General features: G+C 58.3%; 25 protein-coding genes. 17 read left to right on the plus strand and 8 right to left on the minus strand.

Features of this window, described 5'->3' with window-relative positions; all coding sequences use genetic code 11:
- Positions 1-55: 55 nt before the first annotated feature.
- From H586_RS0104745 to H586_RS0104775, 6 genes are all read right to left on the minus strand, one after another.
- On the minus strand, positions 56-610 hold the full coding sequence (locus H586_RS0104745; protein WP_011367326.1) for a hypothetical protein: 555 nt from the start codon (positions 608-610) through the stop codon (positions 56-58).
- 652 nt (positions 611-1,262) lie between these two features.
- Positions 1,263-1,802 (minus strand): FlxA-like family protein, encoded by a 540-nt coding sequence (locus H586_RS19905; RefSeq protein ID WP_051363864.1) that lies wholly within the window; start codon positions 1,800-1,802, stop codon positions 1,263-1,265.
- 71 nt (positions 1,803-1,873) lie between these two features.
- On the minus strand, positions 1,874-2,353 hold the full coding sequence (locus tag H586_RS0104760; protein WP_148204119.1) for a FlxA-like family protein: 480 nt from the start codon (positions 2,351-2,353) through the stop codon (positions 1,874-1,876).
- A 291-nt stretch (positions 2,354-2,644) separates the two neighbouring features.
- Positions 2,645-3,181 carry a hypothetical protein gene (locus tag H586_RS0104765; RefSeq protein WP_011367323.1) on the minus strand — a complete coding sequence of 179 codons (537 nt, stop codon included), beginning with the start codon at positions 3,179-3,181 and terminating at the stop codon, positions 2,645-2,647.
- Between the two features lie 295 nt (positions 3,182-3,476).
- Entirely contained in the window at positions 3,477-3,842 is a 366-nt protein-coding gene (locus tag H586_RS0104770; RefSeq protein WP_011367322.1) for an Hsp20/alpha crystallin family protein, read from the minus strand.
- Positions 3,843-3,855: 13 nt separating this feature from the next.
- Complete coding sequence (locus H586_RS0104775; protein ID WP_027181472.1) at positions 3,856-4,263, minus strand: Hsp20/alpha crystallin family protein; 408 nt, start codon at positions 4,261-4,263, stop codon at positions 3,856-3,858.
- A 183-nt stretch (positions 4,264-4,446) separates the two neighbouring features.
- Between H586_RS0104775 and H586_RS0104780 the strand changes: the two genes are divergently transcribed.
- The 17 genes from H586_RS0104780 to pgl all read left to right on the plus strand — a co-directional run bounded on the left by H586_RS0104780 (position 4,447) and on the right by pgl (position 21,439).
- Positions 4,447-5,352, plus strand: a complete 906-nt coding sequence (locus H586_RS0104780; RefSeq protein ID WP_011367320.1) for a hypothetical protein — start codon at positions 4,447-4,449, stop codon at positions 5,350-5,352.
- A gap of 142 nt (positions 5,353-5,494) precedes the next feature.
- Positions 5,495-6,055: a GNAT family N-acetyltransferase gene (locus H586_RS0104785; RefSeq protein WP_027181473.1), complete on the plus strand. Its 561-nt coding sequence runs from the start codon at positions 5,495-5,497 to the stop codon at positions 6,053-6,055.
- 104 nt (positions 6,056-6,159) lie between these two features.
- Entirely contained in the window at positions 6,160-7,404 is a 1,245-nt protein-coding gene (locus tag H586_RS0104790) for an efflux RND transporter periplasmic adaptor subunit (protein ID WP_027181474.1), read from the plus strand.
- A complete protein-coding gene (locus H586_RS0104795; protein WP_011367317.1) occupies positions 7,404-8,102 on the plus strand; it encodes an ABC transporter ATP-binding protein in 699 nt (232 codons plus the stop codon). Before H586_RS0104790 ends, H586_RS0104795 begins: the two co-directional genes overlap by 1 nt.
- Positions 8,103-8,387: 285 nt before the next feature.
- On the plus strand, positions 8,388-8,564 hold the full coding sequence (locus tag H586_RS20875; protein WP_011367316.1) for a symporter small accessory protein: 177 nt from the start codon (positions 8,388-8,390) through the stop codon (positions 8,562-8,564).
- A complete protein-coding gene (locus tag H586_RS0104810; protein ID WP_027181475.1) occupies positions 8,554-10,149 on the plus strand; it encodes a sodium:solute symporter family protein in 1,596 nt (531 codons plus the stop codon). Before H586_RS20875 ends, H586_RS0104810 begins: the two co-directional genes overlap by 11 nt.
- 150 nt (positions 10,150-10,299) lie before the next feature.
- Positions 10,300-11,664, plus strand: coding sequence for an ABC transporter permease (locus H586_RS0104815; RefSeq protein WP_027181476.1), 1,365 nt, complete (start codon positions 10,300-10,302; stop codon positions 11,662-11,664).
- Between the two features lies 1 nt (position 11,665).
- The gene (locus H586_RS0104820) at positions 11,666-12,901 is read left to right on the plus strand and encodes an ABC transporter permease (RefSeq protein ID WP_011367313.1); all 1,236 of its coding nucleotides are present in this window, start codon (positions 11,666-11,668) and stop codon (positions 12,899-12,901) included.
- Between the two features lie 108 nt (positions 12,902-13,009).
- On the plus strand, positions 13,010-13,765 hold the full coding sequence (locus H586_RS18185) for an acyl-[acyl-carrier-protein] thioesterase (RefSeq protein ID WP_051363865.1): 756 nt from the start codon (positions 13,010-13,012) through the stop codon (positions 13,763-13,765).
- A gap of 46 nt (positions 13,766-13,811) precedes the next feature.
- Positions 13,812-14,384 (plus strand): hypothetical protein, encoded by a 573-nt coding sequence (locus tag H586_RS18190; protein ID WP_011367311.1) that lies wholly within the window; start codon positions 13,812-13,814, stop codon positions 14,382-14,384.
- 144 nt (positions 14,385-14,528) lie between these two features.
- The gene (locus tag H586_RS0104835) at positions 14,529-15,275 is read left to right on the plus strand and encodes an N-acyl homoserine lactonase family protein (RefSeq protein WP_011367310.1); all 747 of its coding nucleotides are present in this window, start codon (positions 14,529-14,531) and stop codon (positions 15,273-15,275) included.
- Positions 15,276-15,530: 255 nt separating this feature from the next.
- Positions 15,531-17,129, plus strand: coding sequence for an ABC transporter substrate-binding protein (locus H586_RS0104840; protein WP_027181478.1), 1,599 nt, complete (start codon positions 15,531-15,533; stop codon positions 17,127-17,129).
- Positions 17,114-18,187: an ABC transporter permease gene (locus tag H586_RS0104845; protein WP_211232553.1), complete on the plus strand. Its 1,074-nt coding sequence runs from the start codon at positions 17,114-17,116 to the stop codon at positions 18,185-18,187. The genes H586_RS0104840 and H586_RS0104845 overlap by 16 nt, the downstream gene beginning before the upstream one ends.
- Before the next feature lies 1 nt (position 18,188).
- Positions 18,189-19,019 (plus strand): ABC transporter permease, encoded by an 831-nt coding sequence (locus H586_RS0104850; protein ID WP_011367307.1) that lies wholly within the window; start codon positions 18,189-18,191, stop codon positions 19,017-19,019.
- 13 nt (positions 19,020-19,032) lie between these two features.
- Positions 19,033-19,956 carry an ATP-binding cassette domain-containing protein gene (locus H586_RS0104855; RefSeq protein ID WP_027181480.1) on the plus strand — a complete coding sequence of 308 codons (924 nt, stop codon included), beginning with the start codon at positions 19,033-19,035 and terminating at the stop codon, positions 19,954-19,956.
- Positions 19,949-20,551 (plus strand): ABC transporter ATP-binding protein, encoded by a 603-nt coding sequence (locus tag H586_RS0104860; RefSeq protein WP_027181481.1) that lies wholly within the window; start codon positions 19,949-19,951, stop codon positions 20,549-20,551. Before H586_RS0104855 ends, H586_RS0104860 begins: the two co-directional genes overlap by 8 nt.
- A gap of 147 nt (positions 20,552-20,698) precedes the next feature.
- A complete protein-coding gene (gene pgl / locus H586_RS0104865; protein ID WP_027181482.1) occupies positions 20,699-21,439 on the plus strand; it encodes a 6-phosphogluconolactonase in 741 nt (246 codons plus the stop codon).
- Positions 21,440-21,550: 111 nt separating this feature from the next.
- On the opposite strand, the gene H586_RS0104870 is transcribed toward pgl, so the two are convergent.
- Both H586_RS0104870 and H586_RS18195 read right to left on the minus strand, forming a co-directional pair.
- Positions 21,551-23,389: a UbiD family decarboxylase gene (locus H586_RS0104870; protein WP_027181483.1), complete on the minus strand. Its 1,839-nt coding sequence runs from the start codon at positions 23,387-23,389 to the stop codon at positions 21,551-21,553.
- 146 nt (positions 23,390-23,535) lie between these two features.
- Positions 23,536-25,569, minus strand: a complete 2,034-nt coding sequence (locus H586_RS18195; RefSeq protein WP_034618647.1) for a methyl-accepting chemotaxis protein — start codon at positions 25,567-25,569, stop codon at positions 23,536-23,538.
- Between the last annotated feature and the right edge of the window lie 228 nt (positions 25,570-25,797).

The raw sequence follows: 25,797 nt of genomic DNA on the forward strand, positions 1-25,797 counted from the left end.
TGCGCAAAAAAAAAAAGCCGGAACCCGCAGGTTCCGGCCCGTGTGAAACCGGTCGTCAGCGAGAAAAACTGCGTTCGAACAAAGCCTTGATCGCCGCTTCTCCGTCAGCCTGCATAAAGCGGGTACCCGTGGCGGTGAAATGTCTGTGCGTTATCACCGGATTTTCCACCGGCTGCCACTGGGCTTTGTCCCAGCGGTACCAGCTGCCTCTGTCCTGATCAAAGACAAACAGCGGCTTGTTGCATATCTTGGCAAATTCCGCACCCCAGCCGGTGCCGCCTTTGACGGTGTGGTCATCCATAATGGTACCCACTACAAAAACCTCGTGTCCGCTGCTCACCTGCCAGCAGATGGACTGTAGCACCTTGCGGAACAGGGGGGCACTGGTATAGCTGCGGTTCATCAGGCGGGAGACATAGGTAAGGCTCACATCCTTCAGCGCCAGTTCTTCACTGGTCAGCACCCGCACGCCGCGGCTGCGTTCGGCCTGATGGCCTTCAAAGCTGTAGTTGACCTCTTGAAGGCCGAACTCTTCAGCAAGCCTGCCGAAAACAGCCTCGGCACCACGTGCACCGCCGCTGTAAAGAATGCATTCCTTCGGATCAAGCATCGGAACCTCCAGTGTAGCGGTATGAATCATAACGGAGTCCGGCCGCGGCAGGTAACGGAACCGCGGCCTTATGTGTGTACTATACCAACAACCGCGGTTCTGTATACCCCATAATGCCAGTACGGAAGACCTGCCGCGGCAGCACCCCGCAAGAGACACGGCATTACCGCCGCCGGACCGGACACGAACCGGCGGAACAGCACCGGCCCGGAAAGGCCGTCGTCATCACGGTGCATACATATTCAGGAGAATGCGTGAGCGCAGCCAACGTTTTCCACGCCGCAGCAAAACGCGGCCTGCCCTGCCTGCACAGGAAAACGCATACCCGCACGGGGAAATACACCAGCAGGGGGACTGCCGGAAAAGGAAAAAGACCACAGACAGATGTCCGGCAGGCAGAAAAAACTGCAAAAACGCGCAGACTCCGGATATCACCGGAGCGCTGCGCGGCTCTGCGGCCGGAGATGCTCCGGCAAAAACACTATTCCCGACCGGAAACCACTGACACAGGGCACAACAGGCACCTGAAGCCAGAGGTATCGGAGGCCAGAGGCGCCGGAAGCCGGAGGCATCGGCACCGTCCTCAGCCGCACAGGGCGCAATCGCCGCGGCAGGCCCACTGCACACCGTCAGCGCCGGTCTGTTTCAGCGCCTAATCGGGACGAACCATAGTGGTGGCACCCTGCGCGCTGGTACCGCGCCCGTCAAACGAGCTGCCGGAAGAACCTTCGGCGCCTTCACCCTGCTTCATCTGAGCCTCCGCCAGCTGCTGCTGCAACTGCATCAGCTCGTTGCGCTTCATCTCCAGCATTTTCTGCTTCGCCTCATCCGGCATACTTTTCTGTTCAAGCTCGCGTATCTCCTGCTTCAACTTTTCGATACGCTCTTTCAGCCGGTCAATCAGCTGTTCAAGGGTGGTTTTATCTTCACCTTCACCGCCATCTGCCTTGGCCGGTGCGGCTGTGAACGTAGTATCCGGTTCGCCGGCGGCCCTGCGCCTTGCCTCGTCGGATATTTCCACCACCACGCCGCCAGCGGAGGCGGCACCCTGAGCGGCTTCACCGGCTGCGGCACTGCCTGTGCGCAGTGTTCCCACAGCACCGGATTTTTTTCCTGCATCCTCGTCCACAAGATGCAGGTCACGCTTCAACGCCGACATACCAAGCGGAAAACTGTCAAAACTAATAGCCATAACTCACCTCCGTCTGTCCGGCATATCGGCCAGACGGTGAAAAACTATAGGCCGTCCGTTGTCACGGCCCATCATTTGAGTGAAGCCTGCAGAGCCATCAGCTGTTGCTCCAGAGACTGCACCTGCGCCTGCAGAGGGGCTATCTGCTGCATTTTCTGTTCATCCGAAACAGGGCTCGAAGTGATTTCGGCTATGCGGGCCTGAAGCTCTTCAATCTGCTTTTTCAGTTTTTCAATCTGCTCTATCCCGCCGTTACCGCTGACACTGCCGGAAGATGCTGCTTCCTCACCCTCCTGAGCGGCAGCCCGCGCCTTGATGCTTTCAACGGTTTCGCCTTCTTCTTCCTTTATTCCCCGTACATGCTTACTGTTTTCCAACGCGGCGGCCTTCTGCTCTTCCAGCAGACGCCAGGCTTCGTCAGAAATAGTCACCCTGTCGCCCTGACCGTAAAAACCGGTAATGGAGTCGGCACTGCCGTACTGCCGTTTCGAGACCTGATGCGCAGAACCGGTCTGAAGCACATAGCCGACAGAACTTCCGTCAATCTGCATGGCACCCTCCTGAACACCTTTGCAGGCGGCAAAAATTTCATTGCCGCAATCCGCTGCAAAAAATGTTCTCACACCATGACTCCGTGCAGGAAAACTTTTTACTCTTTAAAATGCATGAACTTACAAACTGTACAGTCTGAGAGGAAGGCAGAATCCGGCCGCATGCGCAGCAGAAAGTGCCGTCTGAACGCTCCGCCGCAGGAGCGGCAACGAAGTGGCAACGGGGTGGCAGAAGAGCATAAAAAAACGTCCGGAACCAGCCGGACGTTTCAACGCGGCGTACAGCCGTCGTCACATGGTGCAGCGCAAAAGCTTGATGCCCTGCCTGAAAAGAATTTCCACTTTATCAGGCTTTACAAGCTGCTGCACTTTACCCACTCCGAAATTGGGGTGAGAAATAATCTGCCCCACTTCGTATGTGCTTTTCATGCTGTAAGGGGTTGCGTCGCGGTCTTCTGAACCGGCAATGGCTTTCAGCCATACTTCAGCGGTCTGCGCTGCTTCACGGGCGGCACGGGCGGCTGCGCGGGTGTCTGCGGCTTTGCGGGCAGCTTCGGAACGAGAAGCCGAAACGGTGCGTCCGGATGCGCCGGTGGTGGTAGCAGTTTCCCGTGCGGAACCTGCACGCACTTTTTTCACGGCAGGAGCCTGAGGCCGCGATTTGGGCTGCTTGGGCGGGCGGTATTTATGCTCGCTGCCGCAGGCCTTACACTGAACCTTCACTACCTCATTGCCTACCATGGCCACTATCACGTGACCGGTAACGTCATTGCATCTGGTGCAGCTGGTGGTAATGTTGTCACCAGCCGTCAGTCCGGATGTACTCATGGAATCCCCTTGTGTTTCAGACGGGTAAACACCCGTAGACGAACGAATCATAGTCCGGCTCGGACAGCCGGCAAAAAAGGAGCCACAGGGCGAACCTGTGGCAGAACGCCTCTTGGGGCGGACGGGCTTAATACGCCTTTGCTGCCATCATGGCAAGCCTGCCTGTCCCCCCAAAAGCAGACAGAATGGCTTTCGCCTTTGCGCGAAAGCCATTCTGTCAGGTCGTACTCGTATCGCTTGCGGTGCCACCAGCGGCGGCACCCTTATTGAAACGGATTTGGCGACGAAAGGCAAGCTATACGGCGCGCACCTCAATACGTCTGGGTCTGGCTGCTTCCGCCTTCGGCAGATGCAGGTTCAGCAGACCGTTTTTGATGGTCGCCGTTATGCGTTCTCTGTCCACCACATCGGAAATGGTAAAGGTTCTCACAAACTCACAGGCATCGAATTCCGCATGCAGCTTTCTGCCGGCTTTCTGTACATATGAGCTGCGTCCGGTGACAATCACTTCATTTTCTTCCAGATCAATGCTCAGTCCTTCTCCCGAAACACCGGGCAGTTCCAGCATGATGTGAAACCCGTCTTCCATTTCAAGAATGTCCGTGGAAGGAATAACTTTGGGCAATGCCTTTTCTTCGTGTTTTACAACTTCAGTGTTCATGTGAAGACCTCCATCAGGAAATAGCTATTTTTCTGGGTTTGACGGCTTCCGATTTAGGAAGAACAACCCTCAGAATGCCATTTTCGCAGGTTGCCTGCACGGCATCACGGTCAACAGGTGCATTCAGCGTAATGACACGCTGAAAAGAACCATAGCCCCTTTCCTGCCTGAAGAATTTACCAGCTTCTTTTTCCACTTCACCACGAATTATAAGATTCTTGTCAGAAATAGTAAGATCAATCTTTTCGGGGTCTACAGCAGGAACAAGAAGATCTACATAATAGTTTTCATCATCTTCAACAATGTTGAGTCCTGCAGTGGCGTTTCTGATGTATCCGCCTTTGCTGGCTCTTGCAAACTCATCAAAGAGTTTTTCAAAACTTCTCGGCATTTCATAAAGAGAACTGAAATCAATTACCATAGTAATGACCTCCTGATTCATCGTCTTGCGTTCAAGATAAAGCAGCTTTATGCGCTGTCAACAGCAGTTAATTTTTTTCTGCGCAAAAAAATGCCCTGCCGCAGCGGCGCACCCGCGGGGTTTACAACCACCCCCTCACGGGCTAAACGTGACGCGGGCGGAACACCGCCGGGAGATTTATCTATGCAGATTTATGTAGAAACAGGAAACAACGATCAACGCAGCGCCATCAAGACCGAACTCGGCATGCTGGCAGAAGCGGCCACACGGGTTCCGCTGATATTCCCCGTTGACCAGATTATAGTGCCTCAGGACTTCGACGCCAAAGTTAACGAGCTGGAAAATTCCGATGATTTCCGCTCCACCCCCGGGCTGGAGCCTGTGGCGCGCACGGTGCATACCCGCGCCGGATATGTGCTGCTGTTTCACCCCAACCTGTACACGGGCTGGTATGACGAGCAGGTACGGTTCTGCATCTACTGGCATGAATTCACCAAGCTGGTTAACCGCGGTCGTTTTCCGCTGCTTGTACGCCGGGGCCGCCCTGACAGTTTCGCAAATTATTTCATGAACCTGTACGCACTGTACGGAGAATACGAGGCAAGCCGCCGTTCATTTGAATTCCGCGATGCACTGGTGCAGCAGGTGTACAAGGCTCCCCTCTCCGCCAAAGCCCGTCAGGATCTGGAAAATTCGCTGGACGGTAACATCCGCCTGCTCAACAACCGCGGAGAGTACTACGACTGGATACGCTTTCAGATCTCCGAATACCGCAAGCATAACAACACATCGATTTTTCTTCAGAATGTGCGGCAAAAAGTTACCCAGCTGTCTTTTTCCCTCATTTATGCCTATGCCACCATGGACCATTATCCGGAATACCGCGTTAAGGAAGAAGCGCTGAAAGAAGCGCCCATGCTCAACGAAAAAACCCGTGATTTTCTGGAATACTTCCGGTTTGTCTACAACAGAGGATCGGCAGATCTTGTGGACGGTATCGGGCTGATGGAAGGGCTGTGGGCCAATTTCGGGTTCCGCTTTACCGATACGGAACGCGGAGGTATGCGCTGCGAAGTACTGGATATTTAACTGCCCCCGCAGATTGAAAAGGCCGGCCCTGTGCCGGCCTTTTTAACGTTCTGCGCATTTCTCCGCGCTTTCCCGCCTGAAAAAACACATGATGTAACACCTGAGTCTTGTCTTTTTATCCGCAATGCGTACCCTGTGACGTATGCCCCTGTATCAGCCCCTCACCCCCAGACTGTTTATGCGCCAATGGCGTGCAGGCGACCTGCCCTGCTTTGCCCGTATGAATGCGGACCGCAGGGTGATGCGCTTTTTTCCCGCACCGCTCACACGCCGGCAGAGCGACGCCATGGCAGAACGCTGCAGCATGCTCATCGACAGTCAGGGCTGGGGGTTCTGGGCGGTGGAAGAGCGCAGCAGCGGCCTGTTTGCCGGTATGGTAGGTCTGCACCGTCCGTCGGGCGACCTGCCGTTTGCTCCGTGTGTGGAGGTCGGCTGGCGGCTGGACCCGGACCACTGGGGCAAAGGATATGCAACGGAAGCGGCTGCGGCCGCTCTGGATATCGCTTTCAATACGCTGGGACTCCATGAAGTGGTCGCCTTCACTGCTGTACTCAACACACCCTCTCAGGCAGTCATGCGACGTCTGGGCATGCGACATGCCATGGATTTCGAGCATCCGGCAGTGCCTGCGGACAGCCCGTTACGGGCACACTGCCTGTACCGCACAGACAAAGAAGAGCATCAACGGCGCCACGGGCTCTGAAACAGGCCGCAACGCCGGATGCGGACAAATATCAGCACTGGATTTATGCAGGCCCCGAAGGTATACATGCAGCTTTGATCCAACACCCAACACACGGCACCTATATGCGCAAATTCATAGTCATTTCCCTGATACTTGTCTGTACGGCAGCCGCCGGCGGCTGGTTTTTCATAAACAAAAAAACAGGGCACGCCGTTGTGATCACCCGCACGCAGGAACTGCGTCCGGGCACCATACGCGAAGTGCTTGAAGCCACCGGCATCATCAAGCCGGAAGTGGGAGCCATTGTAAAAACAGGCACCCGCGCCACAGGACTCATCCGCAAAATGTACGTCCGGGTGGGCGACAGTGTGCAGAAAGGCGACCTCATTGCCGAAATAGATGACAGAGAGCAGCAGGCTTCATTAAACGAAGCCAGTGCCAATGTGGAAAAAAGCAAAGCGGAACTGCGGCAGATCGAACTTTCGTACCCGCTGCGCATTGACGAAGCCGCAGCCCAGCTTAAAGCGGCCAAAGCGGAACTGCGCTTTGCCGAACTGACGCTGCAGCGCACCCAGCAGCTGGTCACCCAGCATCTTGAAACCCAGAACAAACTGGACGACACCCAGCAGGCTGCCACGGTATCGAGCAACACCGTGCGGGCCCGTGAAGCCACTCTGCGCCGCCTCAGGGCGGAATTTGAGCTGGAGCGCACCAAAGCCCGCGAAGCGCTGCAGCAGGCTCAGGCCGGGCTGGAGTCCGCCCGCATACGCATGTCGTATACCACCATATACAGTCCCATAAACGGCATTGTCAGCCAGGTGACTGCACAGGAAGGCGAAACGGTTGTGGCCGGCCTTGAGGTGGCAAACCTCATCACCGTGCTTGACCCCGACAGGCTTGAAATGTGGATATATGTCGATGAAACCGATGTGGGTAAAGTCAGGCCCGGCATGACGACGGAATTCCGTGTGGACACCTATCCCGATGCGGTGTTCACCGGCACCGTGGACCAGATATATCCGCAGCCGGAAGTACGCGACAACATTGTGTACTATCAGGCGCTGGTCAAACTTGCACCGGAAACATCGCGCAAGCTGCGGCCGGAAATGACCACGCAGTGCAGTGTCATTGTGCACGAAAAGGACAACGTGCTTGCCCTGCCCAATGCCGCGCTTAAATGGGTAGACGGCAAACAGACGGTGTTTGTACAGCGCGCCGCGGGCAACGTGGAAAAAGTCTACCCGCAGCTGGGGCTGCGCGGGCTGGACGCCAGTGAAGTCGTAAGCGGGCTGAATGCCGGAGACATGGTGGCCGTGGATGTAGATCTGGGCAGCGCCCCTGCCGCAAAACGTGGCGGGGCACACTGATGAATGAAACCGCAGCCCCGCTCATCAGCACACGCGGACTTTACCGCACGTTCACACAGGGTGACCTGACCGTGCAGGCCGTGCGACCGCTTGATATGGACATCATGCAGGGCGAATTTGTGGCCCTGCAGGGAGCTTCCGGCTCGGGCAAATCCACTCTGCTGCATATACTGGGACTGCTCGACAGGCCCACCGGCGGCAGCTATCAGCTGCACGGGCGTGATGTGGCCACCATGACCGATGACGAACTGAGCGATTACCGCAACAAGCTCACGGGATTCGTCTTCCAGAATTTCTATCTCATTCCTTACTCATCGGCGCTGGACAACGTACTCATGCCGGGACTGTACAGCGATATTCCGCTGCGCACGCTGCGCCAGCGTGCGGCGGATCTGCTGCATCAGGTGGGGCTGGGCGACAGGATGGACTTCAAACCTTCCAGCCTGTCGGGCGGTCAGCAGCAGCGTGTGGCTCTGGCCCGGGCACTGCTGCTCGATCCGGCCCTCATTCTGGCCGATGAACCTACAGGGCAGTTAGATTCCGCCACCAGCGCCGACATTCTGGACCTGTTCTGCCAGATAAACGCCACCGGCAAAACAATTGTCATGGTAACCCACGACGAAGATACGGCGGCACGAGCCAGACGGCGGCTTTTTTTCCGCGACGGAGCCATTGAACGTGAGCACGTCATGTCATAAGAGCACAGCCATGCCGCACATTCATGATGCTTATTCCTGCAGAGAATTTTCCATTGACAGCAAGAGAGCAATACTGCACTATCCGGCCATGACACAACAGCTATCCGTTTTTTCCTTCAGCTTTTTCAGCTTTTTCTTTTTCGGTCGCACCTGTGACCGGAAGGTGGATACTGTTGTCTGAGTAACAACCGCAAACAACACAGTGCACCCGAAGGTCGCAGGCTTACCGCCCGCGGCCTTTTTTGTTTCACGCCCCGGCGGGGCAGACACGGAGGATAAAGACATATGATGCTGGGACTGGGGTCGCTGGAAGCCGCGCTGGCTTTCTGGCTGAGCATTATGGCGGCATGCGGCTGCGTAGGCTGGGGCATATGGAACTGGAACGAAAAAGGCTCTTCCGATGCAGGGCACCTGCCCCGCATGGATACCGGCAAAGCCGGAGGGACAGAGAATGACAGGTAAACTTATTGCCACCGCCATATATCTGGGTTGCTGTTTCTGGCTTTCCTGGAAGGCATGGAAAGAAACAGGCAGCAATGCCGACTACATGCTGGCCGGCAGACAGGCCGGGCCTTTTGTCATGGCCATGTCTTACGGAGCCACGTTCATTTCCACGTCGGCCATCATCGGTTTCGGCGGGGCCGCGGCCATGTTCGGTTTTTCCGTACTGTGGCTCACGGTGCTCAACATCGGTGTGGGCGTTTTCATTGCCATGGTGTTTTTCGGCAGACGCACCCGCCGCATGGGGCTGGCTCTCGATTCGCACACGTTTCCGGAACTGCTGGGCAGACGATATGACTCGCGTTTCATTCAGGGGTTTTCCGGCAGCATCATTTTTCTGTTCATTCCGGTTTACGCCGCAGCAGTTCTCATCGGCATTGCGCGGCTGGCCGAAGTGTCGCTGGGTGTGCCTTATGTGGCGGCACTGCTCAGCGTCACGGCCATTCTGGCACTGTATGTCATCACCGGCGGCATCAAGGCCGTCATGTACACCGACGCATTTCAAGGCACACTTATGGTGCTTATGATGCTGATGCTTGTGGGCTATACCTACTGGATGCTGGGCGGCGTCATTCCCGCGCACGAAACCCTTTCGGACATGGCGCCGCTGATGCCCGAGAAACTGCGCGCCGGCGGCATGCTGGGGTGGACACAGGGCACCGTGACCGGCTCGCCCCTGTGGCTGGTCATCTACACCACCATCGTTTACGGCGTGGGCGTGGGGGTACTGGCGCAACCGCAGCTTGCCGTGCGCTACATGACTGTGCCCTCGGACAGAGAACTGCACAGGGCCGTACTGTTCGGCGGAGTGTTCATTCTGCTGATGACCGGCGTGGCTTTCACGGTCGGCGCACTTTCCAACGCGGTGTTTTTTCAGAAGTTCGGTAAAATTGCCATACAGATGGGCGGCGGAAATGTGGACAAGATAATTCCCGCCTATGTGGAAACCATGATGCCCGGCTGGTTTTCAGGATTTTTTCTGCTGGCCATGATGGCCGCCGCCATGTCCACCATGTCGGGGCAATATCATACCGGCGGCACGGCGCTGGGGCACGACATCATCACACGCACTCTGGGCAGAAAGCAGCAGGGGCTTGCCGCCAACCGCATCGGTGTGGTCATAACCATACTTGCCTCGCTGGTCTGGGCATGGGTACTGCCCGGCTCTGTCATTGCCAGAGCCACCGCTTTTTTCTTCGGGCTGTGCGCAGCCACTTTTCTGCCTGCTTATTCTCTGGGGCTTTACTGGCGCGGCATGACCAAAACCGGCGCCAAGGTGTCCATGCTGGGCGGATTCGCAGCATCCATGTTCTGGCTGCTGTTCATCCATGAAAAAGAAGCCGCAGCCATCGGGCTGTGCCGCTGGCTGACCGGCAAAGCCACTCTGGTTGCCGACGCAGTGCCCGGTTCGGCACTGCATCTGCTGCAGTGGGTCGACCCCAATGTGGTGGCGCTGCCGCTGTCGTTTCTGCTGGCGGCGGGCGTCAGTACGGCTACCCGTCCGGTGGCACGGGAACATCTGGACCTGTGTTACAGCAGGTGCTGACGGTCCGGCACATCTGCCGGTACAATGCAGTGCCGTTATCGCCTCTGTCCGGCGTGCCGCGTTTTTCCGCGGCCGCCGGACAGCCGTTTCAGGGCTTTTTTTACGCGGCGCTTACGGGTATGATAACGCATTGCAAGGAGCACCGTCACAGTGAAGTCACACCCGCACACCATATCCGGTTCGTCTGATTCTGTTCCCTCGGCGGGCACGGGGGCGCTGTCCGGTCCGCCGGATTCGCCGGCGCAGACACGGGCGCAGACACGGGCGCTGCACCGGCGCGTCATCCACGCGGCACGGGTTTTGTGGCGCATACAGCATATCGCCTTTACGGCTGTATGGGCGCATCGCCTGCGCAGTGCGTTTGTGGTCACGGCCATTGCACTGGGCATAGCCTCGCTGACGGTCATCATAGCGGCAGTGGACGGTGCACAAAAAAAAGCGCTCGAAATCACCAAAGAATTCGGCCCGGATGCCGCCCTGATTTTCGGGGGCGACATTTTCAACCGTGCAGTGGGACAGCGGCTTACCACCCTGACCCCTCATGACGCCCGCAGTATCCGGCAGATGCTGCCCGGTGTCTATCTGGTGGTGCCCATGCGCTCCAAGCGCGGCATCACCGCCAAAGCAAACGGCAACAACGCCGAAGTCGAACGCATTGTTGGGGCAACGGCAAACTATGCGGAAGCATGGAACTGGCCGCTTTCACAAGGCCGCGACTTCACTCAGGCCGATGTGGACAGAGGCGCACGGGTATGTCTGCTGGGTGTCGATCCCCGCGACAAACTGTTTGCCGGTGTTCCGCCGCTGGGCCGCACCGTGTTTCTCAACAACATCCCCTTCACCGTGGTGGGCGTGCTGAGCAAACGCGGCACGAGTTCCCCCAATGCTCGGCTTGATGACCGCATTATTGTACCGCTGACAACACTGACCCAGCGCTTTAATATGGACAGGCGCCACTTTCCCGCCCTGCGGGTGAAATTCACCAATGCCGAAGCCATGGACGAGCACAAAGAGGGGCTTAAAAGCCTGCTGCGCCACCTGCACAACCTGCGTCCCGGCGACCCCGACGACTTTTCCATCATCACCGCGGATGAAGTGATGAAATTCATCGCCATGCTGCAGGGCGGACTGGTGGTGTTTCTGGGCATCACCGCTGCTTCCGCCATGGTTGTGGGAGGTTTTGTGCTGGCCAACCTGCTGTATCTGTCCATTGCCGAGCGCCAGATGGAAATAGGGCTGCGCAAAGCCATGGGAGCCCGCAACAGCGCCATTGTTCTCCAGTTTCTCATCGAATCCGTGACACTGACCGTCATCGGCAGCCTGCTGGGGCTGTGCATAGGCATCGTGCTGGGCCGTATTCTTTCCGGATTCGACCTCATCGAGCTGGAACTTTCATGGAAGGTCTTTATCATCGGCGTGGCCTCGGCCGTAGCGGTAGGGCTTGTTTTCGGCCTGCGGCCCGCACGCAACGCGGCCGCACTGGACCCCATACACGCGCTGAAAGGAAACCAGTAACATGAGCAGAACCACAGGCATGCTCAGCGGTCTGCGCATCGCGCGCCAGTCGCTTTCCACCCACCGTATGCGTACAGTTCTGGCCATGCTGGGAGTTTTTCTGGGTGCCATGGTGCTTACCGGCGTGCTTCATATTTCCAAATCGCTGGTGCGCAAGGCTGAAATAGAAACAGAAAAACTGGGGCCCAACCTGTTTCAGGCAGCATCCGGCACCATCAGCTTCCGCAGAAGCGGTTCTGCACGCTTCAGAGGAGAAACCACCACGTTTTCCCTGCGCGACGCCGAAGCACTGTTACGTTCTGTACCGCAGATAGAAAAAGGCGTGCCCTATGTCACCCGCACCATGCCCATCCGCAAAGGACGTATGGCCACGCAGTGTCAGCTTGTGGCCACCCTGCCGCTGTACACCGACGTGCGCAATATCGAAATTGATGCGGGCCGGTTCTTCACCTCTCGCGAGGTGGAAGAAATGGCTAAAGTCATCGTGCTGGGCCGTACCATTGCGGAACGGCTGTTCGGTTCCCCTGCACAGGCTCTGGGCCAGACGGTTTTCTTTTACCGCGCCAACCTTACCGTAGTCGGCATAATGGCCGAAAAAGGCAGTGATCTTTCCGGTACCGATCAGGACGAACAGGTGTTTGTGCCGCTGACAACCTACATGCGGCGCATGTCAAACCAGACATGGGTTTCGGGCGTGTTCATGAACCTGAAACGCGGCGCTTCGGAAGACGCCGCACGCAGAGCCGCCACGGAGATACTGCGGCAGCGCCACGGCACTTCCGGAAATGATGACGACTTTTCCATCCTTACCGCACGCGAAGCCACGCAATTGCAGAAAAAGGCTCTGGATCTCGTATGGACGCTGGGACTGCTTTCCTCCGGCATTTCTTTTTCCGTCGGCAGTCTGGGCATTCTGTCCATAATGATTCTGCTGGTCCGCGCCCGCCGGCTGGAGATAGGCATACGCCGCTCTGTGGGAGCCACGCGGGGCAACATCATGGGACAGTTTCTTATGGAATCAGCCATCATGGCCGGTGCTGGCGGCGCCGCAGGCGTGATTACGTCAGCCGGACTGATTACAATTGTCTACTATTTTGCCGGCCTGCCGTTTGTATACGACCCGCTGCTCATCGGCGGCATATGCGCAGGCTCCGTTCTGCTGGGACTGGCCGCAGGGGCCTATCCGGCCTGGCAGGCATCGCGCCTTGAAATTCTGGCCGTACTGCGCAGCGCATGACGGTGGCCGCACATTGCGCGCCATCGCAAACCACGATATGCCGGATAAAAACAATCCACCGGCGCCCGCACCCGTTTCAGGCAGATGCGGTGCATACAGAGAGACCACATGATCCCTTTTGCAGGACACACCGGCACGGAAACGTTTCCGGTACGCACATACGATGCCGACAGCACCGGCAGAGCAGGTATACGGGCCATAGCTGATTATTTTCAGGAAGCCGCCTCCGGCCATGCCCGCACATTGGGCTTTCCTGCCGAACGCCTGAGAGCGGAACAGCTCGCATGGGTTCTTGCCCGGCTGCAGATAACTGTAAACCGCTTTCCTCCGGCAGGAGAAACAGTGACCGCCGTAACCTGGCCGGCCGCGCATGAAAGACACATGGCCTACCGCTGTTACGAGTTGTATACTCAGGATGGAGAACTGCTGGCCGCAGGTACCAGTGCATGGGTAACCATACATCTTGCGGACAGAAGCATGGTTCCGCTTCCCGATTTCATCAGGGACGGCTATCCGCAGGACAACCCGCCATGCCGCCCTTTTGAAACGCGCACCCTGCCCAGACTGCGTGAAGAAGCTGCAGGTGTGCGCATACGCACCCGCAGAGCAGATCTGGATATCAACGGCCATGTAAACAATGTGCACTATCTGCAGTGGCTGCTGGAATGTATGCCGTGTGACCGGCAAAACGAGCTGCGCGCCGTGGATATATCATTCCGCGCGGAATGCTTTGCCGATACGGAAATTGTCAGCGCCAGAGGTGCACTGACCGGAGAGCACACCGTGCTGCACTGCATACGCACCGCGGACGACGCGAAAGAACTGTGCCGTGCCCGCAGCCGGTGGGCAGCCCCTCTGGGCTGAATATCACCCCGGCCGGAGCCATGAAAGACAGGAGAACGCACCAGCCATGATGCGCAATCTTGCCGCCGAAATACTGCGATATGTTCAGGCTGCCCCTTTTCCGCACCTGACAAGTGTCAAAGTGACCCTGCTGGCCGCCGTAACCGGAGCCGAAGCCAGAGCGCTGATGGCACAGGCCGGCAGCCTTGCCCAGATGGCCGAGACCCAGCCCCGCCTGTGGCAGTGGCTTGCCTTGTGGGGGCCCGCATGGGTGCTGACTCTGCTGGCCGCGCTCTTCCTGTGGGGGGTCGTGCTATGTCAGGCCGACGCATTTTCACGCTTCCGTGAATTCAAACGGGTGCGTGCCATGCTGGCACGTTACGGATTCAACCCGCGCCTGCTGCGTCCGGTTTCTTCTTCGCGCTGTCAGCGCGATGCCGCGCTGCTGGCCGCGCGGGAGACAGGCTACCGTGTGCAGGCCGTGCGTTACTTCAAGGAGCGCGGTTACCGCTGGTATCACATTCTGCCCGATGCCATCGTGCGTAATCCGCTGTTTTTCTTCCATCCGGAATTTCTACGGGCCACGTTCATACCCGGCAAAACCGTCCGTGCCGCCGGCGGCAGAAAGCCCCGGCGCTGAAGCCGCGTGCCGCCTTTATTACTTGCAGACGGGCATACGGTGATTATTGTTACCGGGTGGGCGCCGGATGCATACTGCTGCGGAAGGACCGCCCCCGCTTTATATCACTTCATGCATCAGGCCATTCCGTAAAGGAGCCATACAATGAACTATACTATTCACCCGATGGTTGTCGGCTCAAAAGTGTTCGACAAAGGGATGATGACCTATCAGCAGAATTACGGCACCCCGTACACCATTCCCATATACAGCTGGCTGATAAAGGGCGGCGACAGGCCCATGCTCATCGATACCGGAGAAATGCACCCCATCAAGTCGGCAGACAGGGAAAAAGCACTGGGCGGCCCCATTGTCACTCTGGAAGAAGGGCTGGCCCGGCACGGACTCACTCCCGAAGACATAGGCGTCGTCATACACACGCACCTGCATAACGACCATTGCGAAAACGATTCCAAATGCGTGAACGCGGAAATATGGGTTCACGAAAAAGAGCTGGAACATATTCACAATCCGCACCCGCTGGATTTCCGGTACCTTGAGGATTACATAGAGGAAGTGGAAGAAAACGGTCAGCTGCGCGTTATCAGCGAAGCCGAAAAAGAGATTGTGCCCGGCATACGTGCGGTGCATACGCCTGCGCATACCGAAGGCGGCATGACCATTGTCGTGCAGACGGCTCAGGGGTCTGTCGCCATCACGGGGTTCTGCGTCATCGAAGAAAACCTGAACCCGCCTGCGGCGGTAAAAGCCATGGAAATGGATGTCATTCCCCCCGGCACCTGCACCAGTCCGGAACGCGCCTATGACATCATGCTGCGGGTCAAAGAGATGGCGGACATCATCATCCCCCTGCATGAACCGCATTACGCGTCCGTAGAACGCATCGGTTGAGCGGCAGCCGCATATCACAAGGGCCTCCGGGCCCTTTTTTAACGGCTGCGTGCCCTGCATGACACCGCACCTGACGTGCAAAAAGAAGGCTGCACCATATCCCGCCCCCCGAAAGCTATCCATCTGGGGCCGCCCTTGCCGGTGGTTGTGTGCTCAATGACAATTTATGTATACAACACCAGTTTTTTAGTAATATCTTTTTGACTTAAGTGGCACACAAGGCTACTCCATTAGTAAAATATACACGGAGGAGCCATGAATTCCATGCACACATTTGCCCGCAGGGCCGGATTTGCAGGCGTTGTTCTGCTGCTGCTTGTCATCGGGGCCTTTCCGGCTCTGGCACAGAAAGACACTCTCATACTCGCCGTGGGCGGCGAAAATACCGAAGGTTATGACCCGCTTCTGGGCTGGGGCAACTACGGCAACCCGCTTTTTCACAGCACATTGTTCAAACGTGATGCAACCCTGAACATTGTTCCCGATCTGGCCACAAAACGGCAACTTTCCGCCGACAAAAAAGTCTGGACCATCACCATACGCGATGATGTGCAATTTTCCGACGGCACTCCTCTGACAGCTGAGGATGTGGCATTTACCTACAACAAAGGGCTTGAAGCAGGAGGCAAAATTGATCTTTCGCCCCTTGTCAAAGCCGAAGCAACTGACAGCCGCACGGTAAAGCTGCACCTTTCGCAGCCGGACATCACATTTGTACAGCACCTTGTGACGCTGGGCATAGTGCCCCGCACGCAGTACGGCCCCGCATACGGACGCAACCCCGTCGGGTCGGGCCCTTACAAGCTGGTGCGCTGGGATGAGGGGCAGCAGCTGGTGGTGGAAGCCAACGAACGGTATTACGGCCATAAGCCGCAGATTAAAAAGCTTGTCTTTCTCTTTGCCGACGAAGACGCCGCTCTGGCGGCAGCCCGTGCGGGGCAGGTGGACGTGCTCGGCGTTCCTTCCAATCTGGCGGCGCAGGATATCGGCGGCATGCGGCTGCATGTTGTCAAAAGCGTGGACAACCGCGGGCTCATGTTTCCCGTTGTGCCTGATGAAGGGCGCACCACGCCTTCGGGTGCTCCGATAGGCAATGATGTGACAGCGGACATCGCCATACGCAAAGCCGTGAACTACGCTCTGGACAGGCAGGCGCTTGTCGCAGGCGTGCTGGACGGCTTCGGCAGGCCGGCTTACGGCGTGGTGGACGATCTGCCGTGGGACAATCCCGCAGTGCGCTTTGCCGACAACGATCCGGAAAAAGCGCGGGCCATTCTGGAAGCCGCGGGCTGGAAAGACACCGACGGTGACGGCATACGCGAAAAGAACGGACGCAAGGCTGAGTTCACCATTATCTACAACGCCAAGGACTCGCTGCGTCAGGGGCTGGCGCTGGCAGCCAGCGACATGCTGCGCCCCGTGGGCATACATGCCGTGCCCAAAGGTGAAAACTGGGACCGCATCAAAACCCGGCTGACCCATTCTCAGGTGGTCGTATACGGTTTCGGCGACCACAGCCCGCTCGAAATGTACAAGCTCTACCACACCCCCGGTCCTGACCCCATGTACTGGAACGCCGGATTCTATTCCAACCCCGTCGTGGACAGCCATCTGGAAAATGCCCGTTCGGCAGAATCCTTTGAAGCTTCCATACCTCACTGGCAGAAAGCCCAGTGGGACAGCACCACCGGCTTCACCGTGCCCGGCGATGCCGCATGGGCGTGGATGGTCAACCTCGATCATACCTACTTTGTCAACAAATGCCTTGATGTGGGTACATCGCAGATGGAACCCCACGGTCACGGCTGGCCCATCACAGCCAACATTGTTGAATGGACATGGACGTGCGATTAAGCGCTGATAACAGACCGGCGGAAGAGCCTGCGCCGCTCCGCCGGTCTGTATTATCCTCCGCAGCAGGCCGGCTGGCACGCTTTGCCGCTGCAAAAGCCGTCCGGCTGGCGCTGCTGCTGGTCTCTGTGGCAACCCTGTCGTTTGTACTGGTCAGCTTTTCCCCGGTCGACCCCATAGACGCCTATCTGGGGCCGTCCATTCTCAAGGTGTCTCCGGAACAGCGCGAGGTCATAGCACAGCGCTGGGGGCTGGACCAGCCGCCGGTGGAGCGGTTCACCCGCTGGGCGGCCAATCTGCTGCAGGGCGACTTCGGCACTTCAACCATTTTCAACGAGCCGGTACTTACCGTCATCGTCAAGCGCTTCACCACATCCTTCTGGCTCATGTTCGCCGCCTGGACGGTGTCCGGCGTGCTCGGATTCACTCTGGGGCTGCTGGCGGGGGCCTATCCCGCAAGTCCGCTGGACAAAACCATCAGCTTCTATGCCTACCTCATGGCGTCCACTCCCACGTTCTGGGTCGGCATGGTGCTGCTTACCTTTTTCTCCGTGCATCTGGGCTGGACGCCGGTACACGGGGCATGGCCCGCCGGCATGGCCGCACACGACGTCAGCCTGATGCAGCGCATACATCATCTCATCCTGCCGGCTGTCACGCTTTCACTCATCGGAGTGGCACAGATAGCCCTGCATACGCGTGAAAAGACCATCGACGTCATGCGCAGCGAACACGCCCTTTTTGCCATGGCGCAGGGAGAACGCCCTCTGGCCATTGTTTTCTGCCGCACGCTGCGCAATGTGGCCCTGCCCGCCGTAACACTGCAGTTTGCTTCACTGGGCGAACTGTTCGGGGGGGCCGTGCTGGCAGAACAGGTCTTCGCCTATCCGGGGCTGGGCAAAGCCACAGTGGAAGCCGGATTCAGGGGGGATGTGCCCCTGCTGCTGGGGCTGGTCATTTTCAGCACGGTATTTGTCTTTACCGGCAACACGGTGGCCGACCTGCTGTATATGATCGTAGACCCGCGCATGCGGCGCAATGCCCGCAAAGGAGACCGGTAACATGGCGGCACTGGCCACAGACAGACGAACCCGCACCATAATGACCATTGCCGCCTGCACCGCCCTGTTTGCCGCGGTGTTTGCGGGTGCATGGCTGTACGGCGATTCGGGCGAGGTGACCCGCCTTACGCTGCGCAAACTGCCGCCGGACTTCAGTCATCCCTTCGGCACGGACTGGCTGGGACGGGACATGTTTGCAAGGACACTCAAGGGCCTGCGCATCAGTCTTTTCGTGGGGCTTTCCGCCGCGGCCTGTTCCGCCGTTGTGGCGCTGGTGCTGGGGCTGGCAGCAGCCACCATGGGCAAAACGGTGGATGCCGTTGTCACATGGCTGGTGGACGTAGCCATGGCCACACCGCATCTGGTGCTGCTCATCCTTATATCATTCGCCTGCGGAGGCGGAGCAAAAGGTGTGATCATCGCCGTGGCGGCGTCGCACTGGCCGTCGCTGACACGTGTCATCCGCGCCGAGGTCATGCAGCTGCAGTCCTCCGAATACGTCATGCTGTCGCACCAGCTGGGTAAAAGCCGCATGTTCATTGCCCGCAGACATATGCTGCCGCATGTCATACCCCAGTTCATCATCGGCCTGCTGCTTCTGTTTCCACATGCCATCCTGCATGCCGCTGCCCTGACATTTCTGGGCTTCGGCATGTCGCCGCATACTCCGGCCATCGGCGTACTGCTGGCAGAATCCATGCGCTATCTTTCCATGGGATTATGGTGGCTTGCCGTGGCGCCCGGACTCACGCTGGTCATCACGGTAAAGACATTTGACATTCTGGGATCCAACATACGTGCGCTGCTCGACCCGCGCACATGCAGAGAATAAACAGGGAGCGGCCATGCTGGAAATACGCAATCTCTCCGTAGAATTCAGTACTTACTCCGCCGGACTCAGACGCCACAGTGTGCCTGCCATACGCAGCCTTGATCTTACGGTACAGGCAGGCACCATCGCAGCAGTGGTGGGACAGTCGGGCGCCGGCAAAAGCCTGCTGGCCCATGCGGTGCTGGGCATTCTGCCCGCCAACGCAACCTGCTCCGGCGACATGTTCTACAACGGCCGCAGGCTCACGCCCCGCAGCATCCGCTCACTACGCGGCAAGGAAATCGCACTCATCCCGCAGTCGGTCAGCTTTCTCAACCCGCTGCTCAAAGTCGGGGTTCAGGTAGCCAGAGCCGGCATCTGCGGAGGCATGTCCGCGGCAGAGGCACGCAGCTCCGCACAGCAGGCCCTGCAACGTTACGGACTGCCGCGCCGGACCCTGGGCTGGTTTCCATTTCAGCTTTCCGGCGGTATGACACGGCGCGTGCTGACAGCCACAGCCACCATAGGGTCGGCCAGCCTGCTCATTGCAGACGAACCCACAAACGGGCTTGATCCGCTTACCGCCCGTGAAACACTGGGCCACCTGCGCAGTCTGGCCGATACGGGCAAGGCTGTCATATTGATTACACACGACATCGAAGCCGCCCTGAGTGTGGCGGACAGCGTAACCGTCTTCTGCGGCGGTGTGACCGTGGAAGAGGCCCGGGCCTCGGACTTCGACGGCAACGGTTCACTGCGTCACCCCTACTCCCGCACCCTGTGGGAATCGCTGCCCCGTAACGGATTCACTCAGGCGGTACCACAACCGGAAACAGCCCCGCAGAACGGCGGTTGCCCTTTCAGCGGGGCATGCCTGCGCAGCAACGGCAGCTGCCGCGAAACCCTGCCGGAACTGACGCTGCTGTCCGGCGGTAAAGTGAGGTGCTGGAATGCTTGAAGGCCGCGGATTGGGCTTCCGCTACAACCGCCGCGAAAACTGGCTTTTCCGCGGGCTGGACATAACCGTCGCCGCGGGAGAAAGAGTGGGGCTGCCCGGACCGAGCGGACGCGGCAAGTCCACACTGGCCAGAGTTCTGAGCAGTTACCTGACACCGCAGGAAGGCTCGGTTTCCGTTGACGGAGAAAGGTACGTCCGCGGGAACTTCAATCCCGTCCAACTGCTTTTCCAGCATCCGGAACTGGCTGTGAATCCCCGCTGGCAGATACGTGACATTCTGGCCGAGGCGGCCCCCCCCCAGCCCCGCCTGCTTGAAAGGCTGGGCATAGCCGGTGCGTGGCTTGCCCGGTATCCGCATGAACTTTCCGGCGGCGAACTGCAACGGGTCTGCCTTGCACGGGCGCTGGACAGGCGTACACGCTATCTGCTGTGCGATGAAATGACATCCATGCTGGATGCCCTGACGCAGGCAACCATCTGGAAAAGCGTGCTGGAAACAGCCGCAGAGCGGAATATAGGCATGCTGGTCATCAGCCACGATGCCGCGCTGCTGGACAGAATCTGCAGCCGCACCGTCAATGCTTTCAGCGCCTAGCAGCCCCACCGGCGCTGCGCCTTTGCACCGGATGCATCTGCTCTATTCCAAAACAACGCAGGGTGTGGCACCATGGCACACGACGTACGGCTCCGGACGGCACATGCCGCCACGGATTACGTCGTAAATCACCATGGGGGTTACATCATGACATTGGTTTCGCATCTTTCGCTGTATATCACACCCGACCCCGATGCCATGGCACGGCAGGCGGCGGAGCTTATAATAGAACGCTGCGCCGCGGCAGTGGCCGCGCACGATGCCTTCACCATAGCGCTTTCCGGCGGCAGCACGCCGGTGCCGCTGTTCCGGCTGCTTGCCGGGCAGGAATACGCAGACCGCATTCCGTGGAATAAAGTCAGCGTATACTGGGTGGACGAACGCTGCGTCCACCCCGACCACGAGCAGAGCAACTACCGTGTGGCCCGCGACGAGCTGCTGCATAAGGTGGACGCCACAAAATTCTACCGTATGAAAGGAGAAGCACAGCCGGAAATTGCCGCACAGGCATATGAAGAACTGCTGCGCAGGCAGTTCGGGCTGTCAGCGGGTGAGCTGCCCCGCTTTGACTGCGTGCTGCTGGGAACAGGCGCCGATGGTCATACGGCATCGCTTTTTCCGCACTCCACCGGACTGGAGGAGCGCGAAAAACTGGTCATTGACCAGTATGTACCCTCGCTGCACAGCACGCGTCTGACCCTGACCCTGCCGGTCATCAACAATGCCCGCGATGTCATTGTCATGGCCAGCGGTCACGCGAAACATCCGGTGCTGGCAAAAGCGCTCAACCTGCTGGAACCACGCCTCCTGCCCATACAGCACATCGCCCCCGCTGCCGGCAGGCTGAGCTGGGTCATTGATCAGGCCGCAGCGCAGCCGGCAGCCTGAGCGTTCTGCAGGCCGCAGCATAACGGTTCCGCTGCGGACGCAGGCATTTGCTAAAAAACAGACGGGAGTACCTGAGCGTACTCCCGTCCTTCTGTTTCGTATGTAAACGCCTTACACAAATCCGTGCAGCGGCCCCCCGGGGGCACCCAGTTCGTCCACCCTGCGTTCCACATCAGGGTCTGTCTCCAGCGCAGGGGCATGGAACGATTTCAGCCGGGCGTCAATGATGAGCGGCCCGCGGCATCCCCAGTGCTTGCAATGGGTAAAGGCGCCTGCACCGTACATATCCGTTGCGGGATCAGAGCGGGTGAACGTGACCCACAGGAAGTTCGTCCAGTCCTCTGCCGTAAAAGCGGCATCGTCCGCCACCACAAAAAGCGGTGTTCCTTCCAGCCCGCCGATACCGCCGAGGTGCTCGGCAAGCCGGAACATGGCCTCGTCATGTTCGTCACGCGCTGCCGTATGCGCCGGTCCTCTGAGCACCACAATACCCCGCCCGAACAGCCGCGCATCACCAAACCCCGCAGGCAGAGTAAGATCCGCAGGCAGATGGTGGGCAAGGGCGCGCTTTTTCTCGCCACAGGCTGTCCAGACAAGTTTGGAACCCTGATTAAGGCTGATACCGGTGTAATCCAGCGTATCTATCGTGGTACGCGTGATAAAATGCAGGTCACGGCCAAAATCGGTACGCTCCAACATATGCTTGAAGAACCCGTCGTAGTCATGAGTTGTCAGCGCGGGAGCGTCTTCGCGCGCGGTGATCATCACATACTTGGAAAGCGAGGTCTGGGTGCTGCCCAGCAGCGCCATGCCCGATGTGATAAGTTCCTGCGGCTGGCGTTCGCTGGCCCAGGGTACATAACGTTCGCTGCCTATGGCCAGCAACAGCGGATGCACACCCGCGGCGTCAACCGCCTGTATCTCGTGCACCCCGCTGAACACCTGCGGCACCATGGCCGCAGTCAGCTCGTGGATAAAATCGCCGAAAACGGTATCTTCCTGCGGGGGGCGTCCCACAGTGGTAAACGGCCAGACAGCGCCGTTACGGTGCCAGACATTATCCACGCGCAGCACGGGAAAATCGTGCTCCAGACTGTAATACCCCAGATGATCCCCGAAAGGCCCTTCCGGCTTCTGATACGGCATTATGGTGCCGCTGATGCAGAAATCGGCGTCTGCCAGCACGGGCAGGTCACCCCCGCGCCGCACCATGGGAATACGGAACCCGGCCAGCGCACCGGCAAAAACCACTTCAGGAATATCATCGGGCAGAGGCATCACCGCGGCCAGAGTCATGGCCGGGGGGCCACCCACAAAGATATTGACTTTCAGCGACTCGCCCACACGCAGTGCCTGCGCGTGGTGGTACCCAATGCCCCGGTGTATCTGGTAGTGCAGCCCCACTTCCCTGTCTTTTTCATAGTGCGGGCCGGTAAGCTGCACGCGGTACATTCCCATATTGGAATGTTTGTACCCCGGATGCTCGGGGCTTTCTGTATACACCTGCGGCAGCGTCACATACCCGCCGCCGTCACGCGGCCACGAGACAAGCTGCGGCAGTTCGCTGACGGCAGCGGTGTTTTCAAAAACAGAACCTTTTTTCACCGTGCGCGGCATGGCGCTGAAAAGTGCACGGGGAACCCCGGCATAGCGCCAGGGATGTTTGAAAAAGTCGAACGGATCAACCTTGAGCCGGAACAGTCCTTCCAGCGCACGCAGCGAAGAGCGGAAAATGAACCGCGTGCGGTCCATGGTGCCGAACAGGTTGGCAACCATGGGAAAACGCGTGCCTTTCACACGGGTAAACAGCATTGCCGGTGCGCCCGCGCGATACGCACGACGCTGGATGGCGGCAATTTCAAGGTATGGGTCCACCTCGGCATCCACACGGATAAGCTGCCCGTGGCGCTCAAGGTCTTCCAGAAGCATGGTCATGTTGCGGTAACGCACGGAACCATCTCCTTCTCTGTTAAGGTGAGTAGGTGTGTCGTCGAGGCGCAAGAGTGGCGCAAATATGCTTTCAGCGCAAGCGCGCGGCGTCGTTAAACGCCGCGCTGTCATACCCTTCCTGCCGCTGTGACGGTGTTCCGCCGCGGCTAGGTTTCGTCATGCATGGAATCAATGAGAGCCCGCAAAGCGGCAGCCTCGCCGGAAAGGCTGCGCACAGCATGCTCCGCCTCGGCCATCCGCTGTGCCGTATCATCAGAAATTTCATTTACTTCCATAATTATCCTGTTAATTTCCTCACTGGTGGCGGCCTGTTCTTCCGCTGCGGTGGCAATGGAATTTACCTGATCGCTGGCAGTATGCACCGCACCCACTATTTCGTGCAGCATACGTCCTGCTTCTCCGGCCAGCCCGCGGCTTTCGCTTACGGCGCGTACTGCGGTTTCCGTAGCCTGCACACTGCGCGCGGTGTACTGCTGAATACCCATGATGACCTGCTCCACCTCACCGGTGGCCTGCATGGTTTTTTCCGCCAGCTTGCGCACCTCGTCGGCAACTACGGCAAACCCTCTTCCGGCATCTCCGGCACGGGCGGCCTCTATGGCCGCATTAAGGGCGAGCAGGTTTGTCTGGTCCGCAATATCCGTTATCACTCCCAGCACCTTGCCTGTATCCGCCGCTTTGGCCCCCAGCTGCTCCATTTCCGTACGCAGTTCAAGCGACTGACGTTCCAGCCCGTCCACCGCACGCACCACGCCGTCAACCAGTTCGGCACCATGCGACGCCTTGCGGCGCACGTCTTCGGTCATCAGATGCGTATCCGAAGCATTCTGCGCCACTTCCCGTACCGTGGCGTTCATCTCTTCCATGGCTGTGGCCGACTCCGAACTGCGCTGCTGCTGCTGGTCGGCACCCCGGGCAGCCTCGGTAACCTGCTCTTCCAAAATTCCGGAAGCCTCGGCCACATTGGCAGCAATTCCTTCAGCCTTGCGTGCAATTCCCGCCAGACGCTCGGACTGACGCAGAGCGTTCAGCTCGCCCGCCTTGACTGATGTGATATCCTGCAGAACCTCCATATAGCCGTACACATGCCCCCCGCCGTCCGCCAGCTTCACGGCCCGCGCATGGTAATACCGCTCCTGCCCTCCCGAAGCATGGGCAAACGTGAGGGCGTGCCCCGCTGCGCCGCTGCGGGCAATGGTTTCCACCGGAGACTCGCCACCGTGAAAATCGCGCCCCAGCACAGAAGTCAGCGCCTGCCCTGCCAGCGTCTTTTCATCCTTGCCCAGAAGCTCCAGTGCGGCAGCATTCACCGAGGTTATCATACAGCCGGCATCCGTCACGATAATAGGATCGGGTACACCGTTAATGATAGCCTGATTATGCAGAATTCGTTCTTTGATGGACTGCACCATGCGTTCCACAGCACCGAAAAGCGTCTGCATTTCACCGGAAAAACGGTATGTGCTGCGATGATCCAGCCTGCCGTCGGCCACCTGTTCCGTATGTTCTATAACAGCCGCGAGCGGAACCTCCACAGAACGGAACAGCCAGCGGGCCGCCCCCGCTCCCGCCGCAGCCACAAACACCGTCAGGCAGATCATCAACAGGCGCAATGTATTGTTACGGCTGAGAATAAGCTCAATGTAACTGTCCAGGCCGTGTGTCACCAGCCGGACAATTTCATCTGTTGTACTTTCCAGCAGGTAGATATGCTCCTTGGCCGAGCCGAACCGCCTGTTGGCTTCCTGCGGAGTCAGGTCAGGGTCATCCATGGTTTCCGCGGCCAGCGATTCAAATGCCCGCACATAGTCCGCGTGCGCCTGTTTCAGCACATCCGGCAGTCTCCGGTGTTCGCTCATGGCACTGCTGGCGGAAACTATGCGGCCCAGACGCTCAATATCTGCGCCGAGCGCGGCCGAAGCCTCGCGGAAACGGGCAAGATAACGCTGTTGCCGCTCTCTGTCGCCGATGTTCAGAAACAGGTCTTTTTCAAACCTGCGGTGCTGCGCCGCGCCATAGCGTATGGCATCCGCCATGTCACGCAGCTCCACCTGTTCGTCTATCAGATGGCTGAGATCCTTTTTACCCTGCTCCAGCGCGAATATACCCACACCGCCCAGCAGAACTGTCAGAAAAACAAGCACACCCAGTCCTGCAATCAGCCTTACCTTAATTGTCATACCCTGCCCCGGAATAATTGTTTTCATACGTTCCGCCCGCCGCCGGACGTGCGCCGCCGGAAGTGCACACGGTTACCTTAAAGGATCATAGCACATAAACAGCAGATAAAAAATGACACGCGTCGATATATACAACGTTATTATTCTGAATAATCCGGAACCATTACCGGCCTGCACCCGCCCATAGGCCACCCGGAAGCCGCACAGCACACCGTCCGGCACAAAAAA

The sequence above is a fragment of the Oleidesulfovibrio alaskensis DSM 16109 genome (assembly GCF_000482745.1).
GTDB lineage: Bacteria > Desulfobacterota > Desulfovibrionia > Desulfovibrionales > Desulfovibrionaceae > Oleidesulfovibrio > Oleidesulfovibrio alaskensis.

What these genes read in the sequence shown, in the direction of transcription:
- H586_RS19905 (WP_051363864.1), bottom strand. Translation starts at nt 1,802, where the DNA reads ATGGCTATTAGTTTTGACAGTTTTCCGCTTGGTATGTCGGCGTTGAAG.
- H586_RS0104765 (WP_011367323.1), bottom strand. Translation starts at nt 3,181, where the DNA reads ATGAGTACATCCGGACTGACGGCTGGTGACAACATTACCACCAGCTGC.
- H586_RS18190 (WP_011367311.1), top strand. Translation starts at nt 13,812, where the DNA reads ATGATGCGCAATCTTGCCGCCGAAATACTGCGATATGTTCAGGCTGCC.
- H586_RS0104770 (WP_011367322.1), bottom strand. Translation starts at nt 3,842, where the DNA reads ATGAACACTGAAGTTGTAAAACACGAAGAAAAGGCATTGCCCAAAGTT.
- H586_RS0104835 (WP_011367310.1), top strand. Translation starts at nt 14,529, where the DNA reads ATGAACTATACTATTCACCCGATGGTTGTCGGCTCAAAAGTGTTCGAC.
- H586_RS0104845 (WP_211232553.1), top strand. Translation starts at nt 17,114, where the DNA reads ATGGACGTGCGATTAAGCGCTGATAACAGACCGGCGGAAGAGCCTGCG.
- H586_RS20875 (WP_011367316.1), top strand. Translation starts at nt 8,388, where the DNA reads ATGATGCTGGGACTGGGGTCGCTGGAAGCCGCGCTGGCTTTCTGGCTG.
- pgl (WP_027181482.1), top strand. Translation starts at nt 20,699, where the DNA reads ATGACATTGGTTTCGCATCTTTCGCTGTATATCACACCCGACCCCGAT.
- H586_RS0104795 (WP_011367317.1), top strand. Translation starts at nt 7,404, where the DNA reads ATGAATGAAACCGCAGCCCCGCTCATCAGCACACGCGGACTTTACCGC.
- H586_RS0104775 (WP_027181472.1), bottom strand. Translation starts at nt 4,263, where the DNA reads ATGGTAATTGATTTCAGTTCTCTTTATGAAATGCCGAGAAGTTTTGAA.
- H586_RS0104820 (WP_011367313.1), top strand. Translation starts at nt 11,666, where the DNA reads ATGAGCAGAACCACAGGCATGCTCAGCGGTCTGCGCATCGCGCGCCAG.
- H586_RS0104810 (WP_027181475.1), top strand. Translation starts at nt 8,554, where the DNA reads ATGACAGGTAAACTTATTGCCACCGCCATATATCTGGGTTGCTGTTTC.
- H586_RS0104760 (WP_148204119.1), bottom strand. Translation starts at nt 2,353, where the DNA reads ATGCAGATTGACGGAAGTTCTGTCGGCTATGTGCTTCAGACCGGTTCT.
- H586_RS0104860 (WP_027181481.1), top strand. Translation starts at nt 19,949, where the DNA reads ATGCTTGAAGGCCGCGGATTGGGCTTCCGCTACAACCGCCGCGAAAAC.
- H586_RS0104850 (WP_011367307.1), top strand. Translation starts at nt 18,189, where the DNA reads ATGGCGGCACTGGCCACAGACAGACGAACCCGCACCATAATGACCATT.
- H586_RS0104790 (WP_027181474.1), top strand. Translation starts at nt 6,160, where the DNA reads ATGCGCAAATTCATAGTCATTTCCCTGATACTTGTCTGTACGGCAGCC.
- H586_RS18195 (WP_034618647.1), bottom strand. Translation starts at nt 25,569, where the DNA reads ATGACAATTAAGGTAAGGCTGATTGCAGGACTGGGTGTGCTTGTTTTT.
- H586_RS0104780 (WP_011367320.1), top strand. Translation starts at nt 4,447, where the DNA reads ATGCAGATTTATGTAGAAACAGGAAACAACGATCAACGCAGCGCCATC.
- H586_RS0104855 (WP_027181480.1), top strand. Translation starts at nt 19,033, where the DNA reads ATGCTGGAAATACGCAATCTCTCCGTAGAATTCAGTACTTACTCCGCC.
- H586_RS0104785 (WP_027181473.1), top strand. Translation starts at nt 5,495, where the DNA reads ATGCCCCTGTATCAGCCCCTCACCCCCAGACTGTTTATGCGCCAATGG.
- H586_RS0104840 (WP_027181478.1), top strand. Translation starts at nt 15,531, where the DNA reads ATGAATTCCATGCACACATTTGCCCGCAGGGCCGGATTTGCAGGCGTT.
- H586_RS18185 (WP_051363865.1), top strand. Translation starts at nt 13,010, where the DNA reads ATGATCCCTTTTGCAGGACACACCGGCACGGAAACGTTTCCGGTACGC.
- H586_RS0104745 (WP_011367326.1), bottom strand. Translation starts at nt 610, where the DNA reads ATGCTTGATCCGAAGGAATGCATTCTTTACAGCGGCGGTGCACGTGGT.